This is a genomic window from Vibrio sp. SSH13-20, from assembly GCF_040104475.1.
GTDB lineage: Bacteria > Pseudomonadota > Gammaproteobacteria > Enterobacterales > Vibrionaceae > Vibrio > Vibrio harveyi.
Map to the genome: position 1 here is coordinate 688,713 of NZ_JBECOU010000002.1, position 17,731 is coordinate 706,443.

12 protein-coding genes and 4 tRNA genes are annotated in these 17,731 nt (G+C 45.0%); 11 read left to right on the forward strand and 5 right to left on the reverse strand.

The genetic code is table 11. The annotated features are described in order from the left end of the window. Positions 1-20: 20 nt before the first annotated feature. Complete coding sequence (locus tag ABMY42_RS08375) at positions 21-2,384, reverse strand: DNA polymerase II (RefSeq protein ID WP_038898625.1); 2,364 nt, start codon at positions 2,382-2,384, stop codon at positions 21-23. Positions 2,385-2,815: 431 nt separating this feature from the next. On the opposite strand from ABMY42_RS08375, the gene uvrY reads away from it, so the two are divergent. The 10 genes from uvrY to nspC all read left to right on the forward strand — a co-directional run bounded on the left by uvrY (position 2,816) and on the right by nspC (position 12,986). Further along, entirely contained in the window at positions 2,816-3,460 is a 645-nt protein-coding gene (gene uvrY / locus ABMY42_RS08380) for a UvrY/SirA/GacA family response regulator transcription factor (protein WP_005434947.1), read from the forward strand. A 1-nt stretch (position 3,461) separates the two neighbouring features. Next, the gene (uvrC, locus tag ABMY42_RS08385; protein WP_253650617.1) at positions 3,462-5,294 is read left to right on the forward strand and encodes an excinuclease ABC subunit UvrC; all 1,833 of its coding nucleotides are present in this window, start codon (positions 3,462-3,464) and stop codon (positions 5,292-5,294) included. 46 nt (positions 5,295-5,340) lie between these two features. Continuing rightward, positions 5,341-5,898 (forward strand): CDP-diacylglycerol--glycerol-3-phosphate 3-phosphatidyltransferase, encoded by a 558-nt coding sequence (pgsA, locus tag ABMY42_RS08390; RefSeq protein ID WP_005445072.1) that lies wholly within the window; start codon positions 5,341-5,343, stop codon positions 5,896-5,898. Between the two features lie 400 nt (positions 5,899-6,298). Continuing rightward, positions 6,299-6,372, forward strand: a tRNA-Cys gene (locus ABMY42_RS08395). Positions 6,373-6,409: 37 nt separating this feature from the next. Further along, positions 6,410-6,485 (forward strand) — tRNA-Gly (locus ABMY42_RS08400). Positions 6,486-6,563: 78 nt separating this feature from the next. Next, positions 6,564-6,650: transfer RNA gene (locus ABMY42_RS08405), tRNA-Leu, on the forward strand. A 10-nt stretch (positions 6,651-6,660) separates the two neighbouring features. Continuing rightward, a tRNA-Gly gene (locus ABMY42_RS08410) sits at positions 6,661-6,736 on the forward strand. A gap of 748 nt (positions 6,737-7,484) precedes the next feature. After that, positions 7,485-10,376 (forward strand): pyridoxal phosphate-dependent class III aminotransferase, encoded by a 2,892-nt coding sequence (locus ABMY42_RS08415; RefSeq protein WP_349266197.1) that lies wholly within the window; start codon positions 7,485-7,487, stop codon positions 10,374-10,376. Between the two features lie 18 nt (positions 10,377-10,394). Further along, on the forward strand, positions 10,395-11,648 hold the full coding sequence (locus ABMY42_RS08420) for a carboxynorspermidine synthase (protein WP_005445078.1): 1,254 nt from the start codon (positions 10,395-10,397) through the stop codon (positions 11,646-11,648). A 204-nt stretch (positions 11,649-11,852) separates the two neighbouring features. Beyond that, complete coding sequence (nspC, locus tag ABMY42_RS08425) at positions 11,853-12,986, forward strand: carboxynorspermidine decarboxylase (RefSeq protein WP_005445080.1); 1,134 nt, start codon at positions 11,853-11,855, stop codon at positions 12,984-12,986. Between the two features lie 96 nt (positions 12,987-13,082). Here nspC and ABMY42_RS08430 read toward each other — a convergent pair whose 3' ends face one another. Continuing rightward, entirely contained in the window at positions 13,083-13,595 is a 513-nt protein-coding gene (locus ABMY42_RS08430) for an ACT domain-containing protein (RefSeq protein ID WP_005445081.1), read from the reverse strand. Between the two features lie 240 nt (positions 13,596-13,835). Further along, positions 13,836-14,738, reverse strand: coding sequence for a DUF3943 domain-containing protein (locus ABMY42_RS08435; RefSeq protein ID WP_005445090.1), 903 nt, complete (start codon positions 14,736-14,738; stop codon positions 13,836-13,838). Between the two features lie 199 nt (positions 14,739-14,937). On the opposite strand from ABMY42_RS08435, the gene ABMY42_RS08440 reads away from it, so the two are divergent. Then, positions 14,938-16,170 (forward strand): CinA family nicotinamide mononucleotide deamidase-related protein, encoded by a 1,233-nt coding sequence (locus ABMY42_RS08440; RefSeq protein WP_050933200.1) that lies wholly within the window; start codon positions 14,938-14,940, stop codon positions 16,168-16,170. Between the two features lie 99 nt (positions 16,171-16,269). On the opposite strand, the gene yfaE is transcribed toward ABMY42_RS08440, so the two are convergent. Beyond that, a complete protein-coding gene (gene yfaE / locus ABMY42_RS08445) occupies positions 16,270-16,548 on the reverse strand; it encodes a class I ribonucleotide reductase maintenance protein YfaE (protein WP_005445095.1) in 279 nt (92 codons plus the stop codon). Then, on the reverse strand, positions 16,548-17,681 hold the full coding sequence (nrdB, locus tag ABMY42_RS08450; RefSeq protein ID WP_005445097.1) for a class Ia ribonucleoside-diphosphate reductase subunit beta: 1,134 nt from the start codon (positions 17,679-17,681) through the stop codon (positions 16,548-16,550). Before nrdB ends, yfaE begins: the two co-directional genes overlap by 1 nt. Positions 17,682-17,731: the final 50 nt, after the last annotated feature.

The following is a 17,731-nucleotide window of genomic DNA, read 5'->3' on the forward strand; positions in this document are numbered from 1 at the left end:
CTTCCAATTTCGAATCTGATTTAGAACAGCCCCATCTGTGGTGCAGATAACTGCTCGAAGTCTGTGCCAATGAACGGCAAAATAGCGTCCGCGATCGGTTTTAGCTGTTTATCAATATAATGCTGATAGTCGATAGGGCTATTACGGTACTCATGCGGTTCTGGTCCGTTAACAGTGATCAAATATTCAATTCGACCACGGTTTTGATACTGCAGTGGTCTGCCTAATTTAGCATTGATGTCATCGGCTAAGCGCGCAGCGCGTACTTGTGGCGGAATGTTCTTTTGGTATTCGTGCAGCTTGCGACGTAAGCGTTTTTGATAAACCAATTGATCATCAAACTCGCCACTATTGGTTTTTTCAACCATCTCTCGTACGTAATCACTCGGATCTTCACCATGGAAAATCATTTGGTACAAGGTGTTTTGGAAACGCTGCGCCAGCGGTGTCCAGTCGGTGCGTGCGCTCTCTAACCCTTTAAAGATGATACGTTCTTTTTCACCTTCACCAATCAGACCAGCGTAGCGTTTCTTTGAGCCAGTTTCTGCGCCTCGAATAGTCGGCATCAAGAACTTGCGATAATGGGTTTCGTATTCTAGCTCAAGAATCGAATTGAGATTGTATTCATCACGAAGGTGATCACCCCACCATTGATTAATGTATTCGACCAGTTCAATACCAATCTTATCGGCATCTGCTTGGCTATACGGACCATTTAACGACACAAAAGTTGAATCGGTATCGCCATAAATCACTTGATAGCCTTTGGCTTCGATCAGCACCTTGGTTTGCTTCATAATTTCGTGCCCACGCATGGTGATGCTTGAAGCAAGGCGGGTATCAAAGAAACGACAACCGGAAGAACCAAGCACGCCATAGAAAGAGTTCATGATGATTTTGATAGCTTGCGAGAAGGCTTTCTCATTGTTCTTCTTTGCGACGTCGCGGGCTGCCCAGAGCTTTTCGATCATCTCGGGTAGAAAGTGTTTCGAGCGATGGAACTGACCACCACGAAATCCCGGTACCGCTTCATCTTCTGCTTTGCCGATTTCAAGCTGTAAGCCCTCGACCAAACCCATAGGGTCAATCAAGAATGAGCGAATAATAGAGGGGTAAAGACTCTTAAAATCGAGCACTAATACGGAATCGTAAAGGTTCGGGATAGAGTCCATCACATAGCCCCCTGGGCTGGCGATCCAGTTTTCTGGATGCAGGTTTGGGGCAACATAGCCTGCTCGGTGGATTTGAGGCAGATACAAATTGGTAAATGCGGCCACTGACCCCCCAACGCGGTCTAATTCCACACCTGTTAGGCGGGAGCGTTCTATCGCGAAGTCGAGTAGATGAGTGTGGTCAAAAATCTTGTTAACCAACACACAATCTTGCAAGTTGTATTTAGCGAGAGACGGCTTGTCTGAACGGTACATGCGATTGATTTCATCCATTCTGTCATGCACGTTATGAATTTCTTTACCTTCGCCAAGGAGTTCTTGTGAAACAGACTCAAGTGACCAAGAACGGAAATGGTAGGTCGCGGTTTTGAGCGTATCGATACCATCCAGCACAACACGACCAGGAATAGAGATAAAGCCCTGTTGGCTTTGTGCTGAGCTGCGGAAGAAACTTGGCTGGTCTGCACGACCTAATATCAGCTTCATGTTATGCCACTCTGCGCGCTTATGCAGCAGACGGAAATCGAAGTCGATAACGTTCCAACCAACAATCACATCTGGGTCAAATTGCTTAAACCACGCAATTAAAGCATCGAGCAAAGCCTTCTCATCTTTTACCCATTGAATTGGCGTCTCTGCTTGTTCCGGTTCGCCAATCATAATCACGCGTGAATCAACAGGGCTATCTAAACCAATCGAGTAGAGAATGCCTTTCTCTGAGCATTCCAAATCTAGAGAGACCACATGCAGCTTAGGTTGGTATTCACCTGTGCGACACTTTGCATTTTGAATGCGTTGGAAGCCGTTTAGTGATTGTTGGTTACCGGTAAACTCCATACTGCCTTTGATAAAGCGTTCCATCAGATAACGATCGGCAAGTCGTACATCGCCCTCGAAATGGACGATGTCGTTTTGCTTCAGTTCATCTTGTAGAGCGAATGCGTCTTTCGTGGTCTGGGTATAACACGCGGCTAAAGGAGTTAGTTGGAAGTTCTTTAACTCAAGCGAGCGTATGTCGACAGCAATTTGCTTAGAAGTGGCAAATCGCTTGGTTTGCTCTATTTGTGCTTGCTCGATAAAGAAGACAGGTCTTTCTCCTTGAATCAACAATTGGGTCGGACCATTCTCGGTCGAAAGCCAAAGCTCAATTTGAGTTTGACCTTTGATGTCTCGGGCTTGTCGAGTGAGAAGGAAGCCTTGTTGGATATTCAATAGAGAAACCTTGTAAATCAATGAAGCACGTATTCTATCATTAAGAACTGTAAAAATAACCAGTGAAATAGAGTGGTTGTATTTCGCAGGTTAAAAGGACGTGTTGCGGGAGTACAAAAGCAGAGATAACCCGCTTATGGAATAACCATTTATAGGTGATATTGCGTTTCGCTGAGCAAAGTGAAATCTAGTTGCTTGATTTATTGGAGTTTATGTTGTTAATTAGCTTGTCTTAAAATTCGGCTTTGCACAGAGCACACTCAAATAATAGAGTGGTTTATGAATAAGTTCTTGCCAAACTTTGCGTTTAAGCACATATTCATAGAAAGCAATTTTTTGTCTTATGCGTTAGTATATAGGCACTCATACTGATATCCACATTGACCAAAGTTATGTGGGTGCAGAGCCAATAAAAGTGTGGAGATACAAGTTTGATAAATGTTTTCCTTGTAGATGATCACGAGCTGGTTCGCACAGGGATACGACGTATTATTGAAGACGTCCGTGGAATGAACGTAGCAGGAGAAGCTGACAGCGGTGAAGAAGCAGTAAAATGGTGTCGCAGTAATCATGCAGACGTCGTTTTAATGGATATGAACATGCCAGGAATTGGCGGCTTGGAAGCCACTAAAAAGATTCTTCGCGTGAATCCTGATGTAAAAATCATCGTATTAACCGTTCATACGGAAAATCCGTTCCCAACTAAAGTGATGCAGGCGGGTGCTTCTGGTTACCTAACCAAAGGTGCAGGTCCTGATGAAATGGTTAACGCAATTCGTGTGGTTAACAGTGGGCAGCGCTACATCTCGCCTGAGATCGCGCAACAGATGGCATTGAGTCAATTCTCACCAGCCTCAGAAAACCCATTTAAAGACCTATCTGAACGCGAACTGCAGATCATGATGATGATCACCAAAGGGCAGAAAGTTACGGATATTTCTGAACAACTGAATTTAAGTCCAAAAACAGTCAACAGCTACCGCTACCGTCTGTTTAGCAAATTGGACATCAATGGTGACGTTGAGTTAACACACTTAGCGATCCGCCACGGAATGCTGGACACCGAGACCCTTTAGTGTGAATCAACCCTTCGATTCGGCTTCCTTTCTCAAGACAGTAACTCATCAGCCCGGCGTTTATAGAATGTACAACGCCGAGGCTGTTGTTATTTATGTCGGCAAAGCCAAAGACCTCAAAAAGCGTCTCTCCAGTTATTTTCGCAAGAAAGTCGACAGTGAGAAGACACGTGCACTCGTCAGTAATATTGCCAAGATTGACGTCACGGTGACCCATACCGAGACGGAAGCGCTCATCCTTGAGCACAACTACATCAAACAATATCTACCGAAATACAACGTACTTCTGCGTGACGATAAATCGTACCCGTACATTTTTATCAGCGGTCACAAACATCCGCGATTGTCTATGCATCGTGGTGCAAAAAAACGCAAAGGTGAATACTTTGGACCGTATCCAGATTCGGGCGCAGTGCGAGAAACCTTGCACTTATTGCAGAAAACGCTTCCTGTTCGACAGTGTGAAGACACCGTGTATTCCAACCGAACGCGCCCATGTTTGATGTATCAAATTGGCCGCTGTGCAGGTCCGTGCGTGAGCACGATTATTTCTGATGAAGAATACGACGAGCTGGTGGGGTTTGTTCGTTTGTTTTTGCAGGGTAAAGATAAACAGGTACTTGAGCAGCTTATTGAAAAGATGGAAGTGGCAAGCCAACAGCTTCGTTTTGAAGACGCGGCCAAATTCCGTGACCAGATCCAAGCGATTCGACGTGTACAAGAACAACAGTACGTTTCAGAAGACAGCATGGATGATATGGATGTACTTGGCTTTGCCCAAGAAAACGGTATTGCTTGTATCCATATCTTGATGATTCGTCAGGGTAAGGTGCTAGGCAGTCGCAGCCATTTCCCAAAGATTCCACAAAATACAAGTCAACAAGAAGTGTTTGATAGCTTCCTTACTCAGTATTATCTGAGCCATAACGAGGCACGTACCATTCCTTCTCGTATTATTTTGAATCAAGAATTGGGTGGCGATATAGAGCCTATCCAACAAGCTCTAAGTGAAGTGGCAGGTCGTAAGGTTCAGTTCCATACCTCTCCAACGGGTTCACGGGGTCGTTATCTAAAACTTTCCAATACCAATGCGCTTACTGCCATTACGACCAAAATTAATCACAAGATGACCATTAACCAACGCTTCAAAGCGCTGCGGGAAGTTTTGGGGATGGAAACTATTGCTCGAATGGAGTGTTTCGATATTTCGCACACTATGGGTGAAAGCACCATTGCCTCTTGTGTGGTTTTCAACAGTGAAGGTCCAGTTAAGCAAGAGTATCGTCGTTACAACATCACCGGAATTACTGGTGGTGATGACTACGCAGCGATGGGGCAAGCATTGGAGCGTCGTTATTCGAAGCAACTCGATGTAGAGAAGATTCCTGACATTATCTTTATCGATGGTGGTAAAGGTCAGTTGAATCGAGCGCACGAAATCATTGCTCAATATTGGGTGGATTGGCCTAAGCGTCCGACCATGATCGGTATTGCGAAAGGGGTAACCCGTAAGCCAGGTCTTGAAACCTTAATTACCGTAGATGGTGATGAATTTAACTTGCCAAGCGATGCTCCAGCATTGCACCTCATTCAACACATCCGAGATGAGAGCCATAACCATGCCATTGCAGGGCACAGAGCGAAACGTGGAAAAACGCGTCGTACCAGTGCTTTAGAGGGAATTGAAGGGGTTGGACCAAAACGCCGTCAAGCTTTGCTCAAATACATGGGCGGTTTACAAGAATTAAAGCGTGCAAGTGTCGAAGAAATCGCCAAAGTACCGGGAATTAGTCACTCTTTGGCAGAAATTATTTTCCAAGCATTGAAACAATAAGGAAAATCCCGCAACATTAAGCCGCAATGTGTAAGAGAATAATAAAATGCGTTTGAATATCCCGAACATTCTATCTCTACTAAGACTGTTCCTAATCCCAGTTTTCGTGGTTGTTTTCTATCTACCTTACTCTTGGGCACCGTTTGCAGCAGCAATGGTTTTCTGGGTCGCAGGTTTTACTGATTGGCTCGACGGCATGTTGGCTCGTAAGCTAGGTCAAACATCGCGTTTTGGCGCTTTCATTGACCCAGTAGCAGATAAGGTTCTGGTAGCAACAGCGTTGATTTTGATCACGGAGCATTACCACACCATTTGGGTGACTATCCCAGCTGTAACAATGATAGCGCGTGAAATCATTATCTCCGCATTGCGTGAATGGATGGCAGAAATCGGGAAACGAGCCAGCGTCGCAGTTTCTTGGGTTGGTAAAGTAAAAACGGTATCGCAAATGTTCGCTTTATGGGTACTGATTTGGCGTTACGATGATTGGATGGTGTGGCTTGGCTTTGGTGCTTTATATGTAGCAACCTTCCTGACGTACTGGTCAATGGTTCAGTACTTAGCTGCGGCGAAAGATGATCTCCTTAATGAAGAACATCATTAAAACAATCCATCACAAATAGCATTTTAAAAAGCAGGCTCTATCGCCTGCTTTTTTTCTATCTCGATTTTATGAGTGAATTTTATGTGATCTAAGTCTTGTTTTTGTTCTGTCAGCACTTGGCGATGGTTTATGGCTTTGATTATCAACACTTGAAATAGAAAATCCCCCAAAGAGATAGGGCGGTGGAGAAGCCCAATATTCATGATAAACAAGTGTATTTGGTGTGGTTTCAGTATCAAAACTAATCAATTTACCGTCTTTCGCACAAATTCTGGTCAAACGATTTAAAAAAATAAAAATAGTGTTGACTCGATCGCTCGAATCCGTAGAATGCATCCCGTACCCAAGAGAGCAAAGCTTGAAAGGGTGGTGAGAAAAGTTAAGCTTTCTTCACAAATGAGGCGCCTTGGCAGAGTGGCTATGCAGCGGATTGCAAATCCGTGGACCTCGGTTCGACTCCGGGAGGCGCCTCCATTATTCTTTTGAGAGTGAATGACTTTCGAGAATAAATGCGACACTAGCTCAGTTGGTAGAGCGCAACCTTGCCAAGGTTGAGGTCACGAGTTCGAACCTCGTGTGTCGCTCCAAATTAAAATGATATGGCAATTAGCGGTATCAGATGGTGTTTTACTTTTCTGTAAAGGCATCACAAAGAATATTTGTGTGCCCTGGTGGTGGAATTGGTAGACACAAGGGATTTAAAATCCCTCGACGTTCGCGTTGTGCCGGTTCAAGTCCGGCCCGGGGCACCATCTCAAATCTGCGACACTAGCTCAGTTGGTAGAGCGCAACCTTGCCAAGGTTGAGGTCACGAGTTCGAACCTCGTGTGTCGCTCCAGATTTTAAAGCCCAGCATCTATGCTGGGCTTTTTCATTTCTGTTGTTTTCTTTTCTCTGAGCTTCTTCTTTCCTTCCATGCTGGCATAGATACCTCTGCCGCGTACTTTATTTATCCTGAATTTCCTTGCTCTTTACTACGCACGAAATACAGCCTCAACTAATCACCTTCACGCGTTTACTTTTCTGTCGAGGTTAAGAAGACCTTCTGCGATGCACATCAATGTTGAGGTAAATTAGTCCAGTAAACGTTTGCTGTGATTGTGATCTCAGTCAATATGCAACCTGTGAAAAGATATTGCCAGAAGATTTTATTTTGTGATAAATTCGCGCGCAATCTCGGAGCGTATTATTACGACTTTGATTCTCTGGGGGATACGCGTAGTGACCATTCAAGCTGATTGTGACACTACGTAGGGTAGGTATCGGCAAAGCCATTTGTCGATAGACGGGATACTAGTGCTGTAAGAAACAGCATGTTAATGGGAAACCCAACATTGAAACCTTTAAACAAACACACACTAATCAGCTTCATACTGCCGAAATGTCCTGTTTTACAAAACGGGTGCATTACGGAACCTTGATTACTCTCCAATCAAAATAAAAAGTCGCGCTTGTCGTGACGGGTTATCTGTATTTGTCGTTTAGAAAATGACGAATGCGGAGGTGTATCTGTATATCCTGTTATTTAATACTAACGAGAATAAATACAGGAAAGAGAATCATTATAATTCAAGGGATTATGTAGTATGAGCACTGCCTTTGAAGTCGATAACACTATCGCAAATTACTTTTCGTCTCAGGTTCCAGTTGTTGAAGGAACGTATGATTTAACGCCTGATCAAGTTCTTATCGAACAAGCAGAGCATGAATCGGAAGTACGTTCTTACCCACGTCGCTTGCCAATCGCAATTAAACAAGCTTACGGCTGTTTGGTTGAAGATACGCGTGGTCAAATCTTTCTAGACTGTCTTGCTGGGGCGGGTACGTTGGCTCTGGGTTACAATCATCCGGAAATCAACCAAGCGCTAAAAGAGCAGTTAGATTCTGGTTTGCCGTACCAGACTCTGGATATCGCAACGTCTGCGAAAACACATTTTATTAAGTCTGTTAAAGGCTTCCTTCCTCAAGAGCTAAGCGACAACTGCGTGATTCAGTTCTGTGGTCCTTCGGGTGCGGATGCCGTTGAAGCGGCTATTAAATTAGCGAAGCAAACCACGGGTCGTAACACCATGTTTGCTTTCCGTGGAGCCTACCACGGTATGACAAATGGCACCATGGGTATGATGGGGAACTTGGGTACCAAAGCTCGCCGTACTGGATTGATGTCAGATGTGCACTTTATGCCATTCCCATACAGCCTACGCTGCCCATTTGGGCTTGGCGGTGATGAGGGTGCGAAAGCGAGCATCCGCTATATCGAGCGTCTCTTGAACGACGATGAAGCGGGTATCATGAAGCCGGCAGCGATCATTGTGGAGCCAGTCCAAGGTGAGGGTGGTGTTATTCCTGCGCCTGCATTCTGGCTACGTGAACTACGCCGTATTTGTGATGATCACGGTATCTTGTTGATCTTCGATGAAATTCAATGTGGTGTTGGTAAGTCAGGTTACAACTTCGCATTCGAAGAAGCGGGCATTGTTCCTGATATTTTATGTTTGTCTAAAGCAATCGGTGGTGGCTTACCTATGTCACTACTGGTGATCAACAAACAACACGATACATGGAAGCCAGGTGAGCACACCGGTACTTTCCGTGGTAACCAATTGGCAATGGTCTCAGGTGCAAAAGCACTAGAAATCATCCAGCGCGACAACCTTGTTGAACATGCGAACGTCGCTGGTCAGTATTTACGCTTTGGTCTTGAGAGCATTCAAAAACGCGTTAACTGTATCGCGGATGTTCGTGGCAAAGGTTTGATGCTTGGTGTTGAGATTAAGCATCCAAATGGCGAGCTGAACAAATTTGGTGAGCCTCTAGCTGATGGTCAATTGACACTTGCTATTCAACGTGCGGCGCTTGAGTGCGGCTTGATGGTTGAAAAGGGCGGTCGTGAAGGCTCTGTAATTCGCTTCCTTCCACCTCTTATTATCTCTTTTGAGCAAATCGACTTTGCGCTTCGCGTACTCGAAGAAGCGATTATCGCAGCGGGTGGCAGTCATATTGAAACTGCACCACAAGAAGAATGGAAAAAGCACTTTATTCAAACTGGTGATCTTGGTGGTGCCGAATTCGCGTCGGTTATGAATCACACTACCGCTGTAATGAAATCGGTGTTCGAAGAAGTGAACGCACCATACTCTGGTATGAACCCTAAGTTGCTGGAAGCAGCGATTAATGCAGTCGATCTAGACAACAAAAATGCGTCGTTAAAGTCTGTCATCGATGAAGCTGCTGAGCTTGTTGCAAAGAATGCGATTTTCACCCAGCACCCAGATTGTATTGCGCATCTACATACCCCTCCTCTCATGCCAGCGGTTGCGGCAGAAGCCATGATTGCGGCGCTAAACCAATCTATGGATTCATGGGATCAAGCTTCCTCTGCGACTTACGTAGAGCAAAAAGTGATTAATTGGTTGTGTGACAAGTATGAGTTGGGCGAGAAGGGCGACGGCATCTTCACCAGTGGTGGTACGCAAAGCAACCAAATGGGGCTAATGTTGGCGCGAGACTGGATTGCACACAAGCTAAGCGGTCACTCAATCCAAAAGCTGGGTCTTCCTGATTACGCAGATAAACTGCGCATTGTGTGTTCTAAGAAATCACACTTCACGGTTCAAAAGTCAGCATCTTGGATGGGACTGGGTGAGAAAGCAGTGATGACCGTCGATGCGAACGCTGACGGTACAATGGACGTTACTCAGTTAGATCAGGTTCTAACACAGGCGAAATCAGAAGGTCTGATCCCATTCGCCATTGTTGGCACGGCGGGTACGACTGACCACGGCGCAATTGATGACCTTGATTTCATTGCTGATATGGCAGCGAAGCATGAGATGTGGATGCACGTTGATGGCGCTTACGGTGGCGCACTGATTCTAAGCAGTCACAAATCTCGCCTGAAAGGTGTAGAGCGTGCGCACTCTATTAGTGTCGATTTCCACAAATTATTCTACCAAACAATCAGTTGTGGTGCGTTGCTGGTGAACGACAAGTCGAACTTTAAGTTCCTACTTCATCATGCTGACTATCTGAACCGAGAACACGATGAGCTACCAAACTTGGTGGACAAATCTATTGCAACCACGAAGCGCTTTGATGCATTGAAAGTGTTCATGACGATGCAAAACGTGGGTCCTAAAGCGCTGGGCGATATGTACGATCACCTGTTGGTACAAACTCAAGATGTTGCCGAGATGATTCGTGCACACGATCAGTTCGAGCTTTTGGCTGAGCCGGCACTTTCTACGGTTCTATTCCGCGCAACCAATGTACGCACAAACAACGCATCTGCAGATTTAGATGAACTAAACAAAGCGTTGCGTCTTGAAGCGTTGACTCGCGGTATCGCAGTTCTCGGTGAAACCATCGTTGATGGTAAGACCGCTCTTAAATTTACGATTTTGAATCCTTGTCTGACGACAGCGGACTTTGAATCTTTGCTCTTGAAAATCAACACGCTAGCAGTTGAGCTAGTTTAATAAAGGTAACGGAAAACTATGGCAGTTCTACAGATTGGTGCAGGCGGCGTTGGCTGGGTTGTTGCACATAAAGCAGCACAAAACAACGACGTTCTGGGTGATATCACAATCGCATCACGTACTATTGGTAAGTGTGAGAAGATCATCGAATCGATTCAGAAGAAAAACAACCTGAAAGATTCAGCTAAGAAACTAGAAGCGCGTGCAGTGAACGCTGACGACGTAGATTCTCTGGTTGCTCTTATTGAAGAAGTAAAACCGGATCTTGTCATCAACGCGGGTCCTCCGTGGGTTAACATGCCAATCATGGAAGCGTGTTACCGAGCAAAAGTTTCATACCTAGACACATCAGTAGCGGTTGACCTATGTTCTGAAGGTCAGCAAGTACCACAAGCTTACGATTGGCAATGGGGCTACCGTGAGAAGTTCGAGGAAGCGGGCATCACAGGTATCCTGGGCGCTGGTTTCGATCCAGGTGTAGTCTCGGTATTTGCAGCGTACGCTGTAAAGCATCTGTTTGACGAAATCGATACGATTGATGTAATGGATGTTAACGCGGGTGACCACGGTAAGAAGTTCGCGACCAACTTTGACCCAGAAACGAACATGCTAGAGATCCAAGGTGATTCATTCTACTGGGAAAACGAAGAGTGGAAACAAGTACCTTGTCACTCTCGTATGCTAGAGTTCGATTTCCCGAACTGTGGTTCTCACAAAGTGTACTCAATGGCGCACGATGAAGTTCGTTCGATGAAAGAATTCATCCCAGCAAAACGCATTGAATTCTGGATGGGTTTCGGTGATCGTTACCTAAACTACTTCAATGTAATGCGAGATATTGGTCTACTAAGCCCAGATCCACTAACGCTGCACGATGGTACAGTCGTTCAACCTCTGCATGTACTAAAAGCGCTATTGCCAGACCCAACATCTCTAGCACCGGGCTACACAGGTCTAACGTGTATCGGTACTTGGGTTCAAGGTAAGAAAGATGGCAAAGAGCGTAGCGTGTTTATCTACAACAACGCAGATCATGAAGTCGCGTACGAAGACGTTGAACATCAAGCGATCTCTTACACGACGGGTGTTCCTGCGATTACAGCAGCGCTGCAGTTCTTCCGTGGTAAATGGGCTGACAAAGGCGTGTTCAACATGGAACAGCTAGACCCAGATCCGTTCCTAGAAACAATGCCAACAATTGGTCTAGATTGGCATGTTCAGGAATTAGAAGCAGGTCAGGGGCTTCCAGTTATCCACGAACTGAACAAGTAAGGCACTTACACTAACGATTTCTTTTTATCGTGTTTTGAGGTGTGCGCGTTAATTGTTACAAACAACGCGTGCATCCTAAACTCGATTAGAAGTTTCAGTGCAAGCTGCGCTTATTTTAATCATCAATCTAAGCCGGTGCGATCGCATCGGCTTTGTTCGGTTTTATAGTTCCTTCATTTTTATGAGGGGATCTAAGGTATTAACATGCAACAAAACGAACTTAAAACCCCATACTTCATGATCAATGAAGACAAATTGATTGAGAATCTAGAGAAGGCAAAACAGCTAAAAGATATCTCTGGTGTGAAGTTAGTGTTGGCACTGAAGTGTTTCTCGACATGGGGCGTATTCGACATTATCAAGCCTTACTTAGACGGTACAACCAGCTCTGGTCCTTTTGAAGTGAAGCTTGGTTATGAAACCTTTGGTGGAGAGACTCATGCTTACAGTGTTGGCTACAGCGAGGATGACGTACGTGAAGTAGCAGATATCTGCGACAAGATGATTTTTAACTCTCAGTCGCAGTTAGCAGCTTACCGCCATATTGTTGAAGGTAAAGCGTCGATTGGTTTGCGTCTAAACCCGGGTGTAAGCTATGCAGGTCAAGACTTGGCGAACCCTGCACGTCAGTTTTCTCGTCTAGGCGTACAAGCTGACCACATCAAGCCGGAAATTTTCGATGGCATTGATGGTGTGATGTTCCACATGAACTGTGAGAACAAAGATGTGGACGCATTCATCAGTCTGTTGGATTCGATCTCAGAGCAGTTTGGCGAGTATCTCGATAAGCTGGATTGGGTTAGCATGGGCGGCGGCGTGTTCTTTACGTGGCCGGGCTACGATATCGAAAAGCTGGGGCTTGCACTGAAAGCTTTCTCTGAAAAGCACGGCGTACAAATGTACCTAGAGCCGGGTGAGGCAATCATCACTAAAACGACGGATCTTGTCGTGACTGTGGTAGACATTGTTGAGAACGTGAAGAAGACTGCGATTGTGGATTCAGCAACTGAAGCACACCGCTTAGATACTTTGATTTATAACGAGCCAGCATCGATTCTTGAAGCAGCAGAAAATGGTGCACATGAATACGTCATTGGCTCGTGCTCTTGTTTAGCTGGTGATCAGTTTTGTGTGGCGAACTTTGAGCAACCACTGGAGATCGGACAGCGTCTGCACATTCTAGATAGTGCGGGTTACACCATGGTGAAACTGAACTGGTTTAACGGTCTACGTATGCCGTCGGTATACTGCGAACGTTCAAATGGTGAAATTCAAAAGCTGAACGAATTTGATTATTCAGACTTCAAACGTTCTCTGTCTCAATGGACAGTGAAGTAATCACCTTTTCATTTGATTGAACGTAAAAAGAGCAGCGATGAGCTGCTCTTTTTTATTATGCATTGCTTAGGATTACCGAGTGCTTTGGGCTTAAGATCAGCTTTCGACAATCACACGAGTATCTTCGCTGAGCGATTCTAACTCATTCGCTACATCATCAATTTCCAGTTCACTCGGCAACTTGATTGCCATCTTAGCGCTAAACAAGCTTGAACTTACACCTCCGCCACCGGCGATAAATACTCGTTGACAGTCCATGTCTAAAATCGAAATGCCTTGTCCATCGAGCACGTGGGTGATTTCGTTGACGATGCCTGCACGATCATTGGCGTCCAGACGAAGCTGAAAGACCGTATCTTCACGGTGAGAGTGAGGTTCGGAATCAACGAATTTTACGATGAGGGTTTGGCAAGCAGAGAACGCCTCTTTCACTGTGTTGGCATTTTCCTCTGGTAGCTCGATTTTGATCACGCCGGCAACCTGATCCTCAATAAAGTTCACTTTACTGATCAGCCATTTGCCTTCGTTTTCATGGGTAACCGCTGCAAGCTGTTTGATGGTCGCTGGTGATGCCTGACCGACGAAATTAACGATAAACACAGTGTTCATAATGGTCCCCTCCCGGAATAAGGTTTGGACGCGGCACGGTTAGACGTATCGCTATAGTTATTTGAGCTTAAGGTTTAAAACTTAAGTTATTGGAATTAGTCCGTAAATTCAGTGTAGGTGCTGGAGGAGGGTTAGGTTTGATAAAGGTCAATTTTTGACGCTAATTCGTGATGCAAATAATAAAAACTATGCTTGGGGCACAAAAAAGCAGCCCTCAGGCTGCTATTTAACAGTTTGGTTTTAGAAGGTGACCTTCATTTCAAAACCGTAGAAGACGTTATCGTAGCTTGCGCCGGAATCCATCGCAAACTTCGCTGCGTCTTGGTTGCCAAACCAAGGTGATGAACTGAATTGGAATTCTGCGCTACCGCCCCATGCATCTGATACCCAGTAGTGAATGTGTCCGACTGGATTGAGGAAGAATAGAGAAACGTCCCCAACGGTTTCTGAGCCCATTACTTCACCACCATTGGCAACGATGTCTTGTTCCGCTGTTAGCATCATTTCACCCACTACAGCACCAAAGAATGGAGTAATAAACAAGTCCTGCCATGATGGGATTTCAGCAAAAGCTTCTACACCGTATTCCCAGAAGAACGTCGACATGGTCGCAGAATACAAGAAGGATTCAAATTCGTTATAGCCAGCGTGGCGCGCAGCCGTATAGTAAACACCACCGAAGTAAGGGTGCATGACGTAGTTTAGAAAGTGCTCATCTCGGTCCCATACTGGACCGCTTGAAACGTTGTCTTTCCACTTGCTGCCTAGCTTACTCATGTCACGATCTTCTTCGTCCCATTTTGTAATGCTCTCAGGCAATAAAGTCATCAAACCTACCGTAGCCACACTCAAACCAAGAATGGTGTAAGTTTGACCCATGAGATAGTCCCAATCTTTGTCTTTTGGCACGATCATATGCTTCGGTTGAAGGCCTGCGTCGAGATTTAAAGAATCATCGTTATCAAGTCCCATCGCAAAGCGACGATTTTGTGGCTCGAAGCTATACAGAGTGGTCGTTTCGCAGTAACCTGACAGGCAATCAGGCGTGTAAGAGAACTCAATATGGTTACTCATATCGTACTGGCTTGCATTTGCGGTAGCAGATGCCGTCAGAACAAGACCACTTAGAGTTTTCTTGAACATGGATGATTTTGACACGAAGGTCTCCGAGTTGTTGGTTTGATGATCGGGCTCACAATTATCCCTTAAAAGAACAGCCATTTAAATACTTGACCTACATTTAATCTCAACAAATTAACTATGAGATTAGTCCAATAAAATGAAAACGATATAGGCACAATGTCGAAAAAATGTGGATTTTGCCTATTTTCAGGAGTCAGTTGTGAAAATTGCTATGCTAAGTACCGGTGAAGAGGTCCTTCACGGTGATATTGTTGATACAAATGCAGCTTGGCTGTCGAGCTTATTTTATCAACATGGATTTGGCTTAACGAAGCGCTCGACCGTTGGTGATAAACAATCGAGTTTGATTGAAGAGTTTTTGATGCTCAGCTTCAATAATGACGTGGTGATCGTGAATGGTGGTTTAGGACCAACCACAGATGACATGAGCGCAGCGGCAGCAGCGAAAGCAGCAGATTGCAAATTAGTGTTATTTAAAGACTGGTTAGCACACCTAGAGGCGATGTATGCCCGTCGTGGTATCCCAATGCCGGATAGCAATCTCAAGCAAGCTATGCTACCGGAAACGGCACAAATTGTTGATAATCCGATTGGCACGGCTTGTGGCTTTAAAATGCTGATCAATGATGCGGTGTTCTATTTCACCCCAGGTGTACCAAGTGAATTTAAGTTAATGGCAGAGACGCAAATTCTGCCAGATTTGAAAAAACTCTTCCCTGAAGTAGAAAGTGCATCTTGTAGCCGAATTTATACGTTTGGTCTGTCTGAATCTGGTATATCAGACAAGCTTGACCAAATGAAGCTTCCGCCTGGTTATGAGCTGGGTTATCGCTCTTACTTACCCTTTATCGAAGTGAAACTGTTTGGTCCATCTCAGCATATTGAGCAACGCATGAAGTTGATGCAGATGATCCATAAGCACCTTGAAACCAATTCTGTAAGTGTCGATGTACCTATGGTTGAACATGTCGGTCAGCTACTAACAGATAAAGCGCTGACACTATCGGTGTCGGAGAAAAGCAGTGCAGGGTATTTAACGTATTGGCTAAATAGTGATGAAAAAGTCGCTGAGCAATTCGGTCACGGTTGGGTTCTATCAGGAAACAATCAAACCATTGCAGATGAAGGGGACCCACTAGCAGCGACGTTTGCTCTAGCTGGTGCGACACGTGAAAAGTGCGCCACCGACTTGGCTTTAGTTACGGGAAAAATTGAAGAAGGCATTTTCTCTGTTGCTCTTTCCACGTCAACAGGAGAGTGGGGCGCCCTATACAAACTTTCAAGAAAATATCAGCAAGATGATCAGGTTAAAGTCATCAGTGCTGCGGCACTGGATATGCTACGCCGTTATCTAGAACGCAAGCCGATGTCGGCTCAATACGCATTCTTGGAAAAGATGAAAGAAATGCACATTCCGAGCAGTGCTCTTTAAAAGGATGTCGAGCTGTTTAGATAGTAAAAGTAGACAGTAAAAATAAATAGTAAAAAGCCAAGGCGATTGCCTTGGCTTTTTTGTACTGGCTGGTGGCGTTTATGCGCGTTTTTCTTTCATCGCGTAATTCACACCACTGAGCGAAATTTCGGATTTCGCTTTGCAAATACAAGGCAGAATTTCGTCTGGCTGAGTATACGCCATTGCAAAACCAACATACTCCACGTCACCTGATTCCAATTTACAGCGACATGCACCACAGTGTCCGTCGCGGCAATTGTATTCAGGCAGTAAGCCCGCTTGCTCCATCGTCTCCAAAATTGTGTTAGATGGATTAGACTCAATGCTAACGAGTTTGTTGATTTTGATGCTTGGCATTACAGCTCAAATCCTTCGAAGTCGTCTGCACTTACTTCATTGTCAATCTGACCAACAAGGTAAGAAGAGATTTCTGCTTCCTGCGGTGCAACTTGAACGTTATCCGATGACAACCAAGCGTTAATCCATGGGATAGGGTTTGAAGTTGCTTCAGGGTATGCTGCTGGTAGACCTACCGCTTGCATACGAATGTTCGTAATGTATTCAACGTATTGGCTAAGGATATCTTTATTTAGACCAATCATTGAACCATCTTTAAATAGGTATTCAGCCCATTCTTTCTCTTGCTCTGCCGCTTCTTTGAATAGGTCAAAACAGTCTTGTTTTGCTTCTTCAGCGATTTGCATGAAAGAGAAGTCATCTTGACCGTTACGTAGCAGGTTGATCATATGCTGAGTACCGTTCAAGTGAAGCGCTTCATCACGAGCGATGAGCTTGATGATTTTCGCGTTACCTTCCATAAGCTCACGTTCAGCGAAAGCAAATGAACATGCGAAACTTACGTAGAAGCGGATTGCTTCTAGTGCGTTCACTGACATCAAACAGACGTACAATTTCTTCTTCAGATCGTACAGGCTAACTTTAACCGTTTCACCGTTAAGAACGTGTTCGCCTTCACCGTAGCGGTGATAGTCGTTTGTCGCTTGGATCAGGTCATCGTAGTAATGCGCGATGTCTTTCGCACGCTTAAGGATGTGCTCGTTTTCTACGATGTCATCGAATACCACACTTGGATCATTCACGATATTACGGATGATGTGCGTGTAAGAACGAGAGTGGATCGTCTCAGAGAACGACCAAGTCTCGATCCAAGTTTCTAGCTCAGGTAGAGAAACCAGAGGAAGTAGCGCAACGTTCGGGCTACGACCTTGAATTGAGTCAAGCAGCGTTTGGTACTTCAGGTTTGAGATGAAGATGTGCTTCTCATGGTCAGGTAGCTTGTTGTAATCAATACGGTCGCTAGATACGTCAACTTCTTCTGGGCGCCAGAAGAAAGACAATTGCTTTTCGATAAGCTTTTCGAAGATCTCGAATTTTTGCTGGTCGTAACGAGCTACGTTCACTGATTGACCAAGGAACATTGGTTCCTTCAGTTGGTCATTTTTGTTCTGGTTAAAAGTACTGTAAGCCATAATGCCTCAATTCCTTTTAGACCTCCCCAAGCGGGGAGGCGTTCGATTGT

Bases quoted from the DNA above. Each gene is read 5' to 3' on its own strand.
- pgsA (WP_005445072.1), top strand. From the start codon at position 5,341: ATGCGTTTGAATATCCCGAACATTCTATCTCTACTAAGACTGTTCCTA.
- ABMY42_RS08415 (WP_349266197.1), top strand. From the start codon at position 7,485: ATGAGCACTGCCTTTGAAGTCGATAACACTATCGCAAATTACTTTTCG.
- ABMY42_RS08420 (WP_005445078.1), top strand. From the start codon at position 10,395: ATGGCAGTTCTACAGATTGGTGCAGGCGGCGTTGGCTGGGTTGTTGCA.
- nspC (WP_005445080.1), top strand. From the start codon at position 11,853: ATGCAACAAAACGAACTTAAAACCCCATACTTCATGATCAATGAAGAC.
- ABMY42_RS08430 (WP_005445081.1), bottom strand. From the start codon at position 13,595: ATGAACACTGTGTTTATCGTTAATTTCGTCGGTCAGGCATCACCAGCG.
- ABMY42_RS08435 (WP_005445090.1), bottom strand. From the start codon at position 14,738: ATGTTCAAGAAAACTCTAAGTGGTCTTGTTCTGACGGCATCTGCTACC.
- yfaE (WP_005445095.1), bottom strand. From the start codon at position 16,548: ATGCCAAGCATCAAAATCAACAAACTCGTTAGCATTGAGTCTAATCCA.
- nrdB (WP_005445097.1), bottom strand. From the start codon at position 17,681: ATGGCTTACAGTACTTTTAACCAGAACAAAAATGACCAACTGAAGGAA.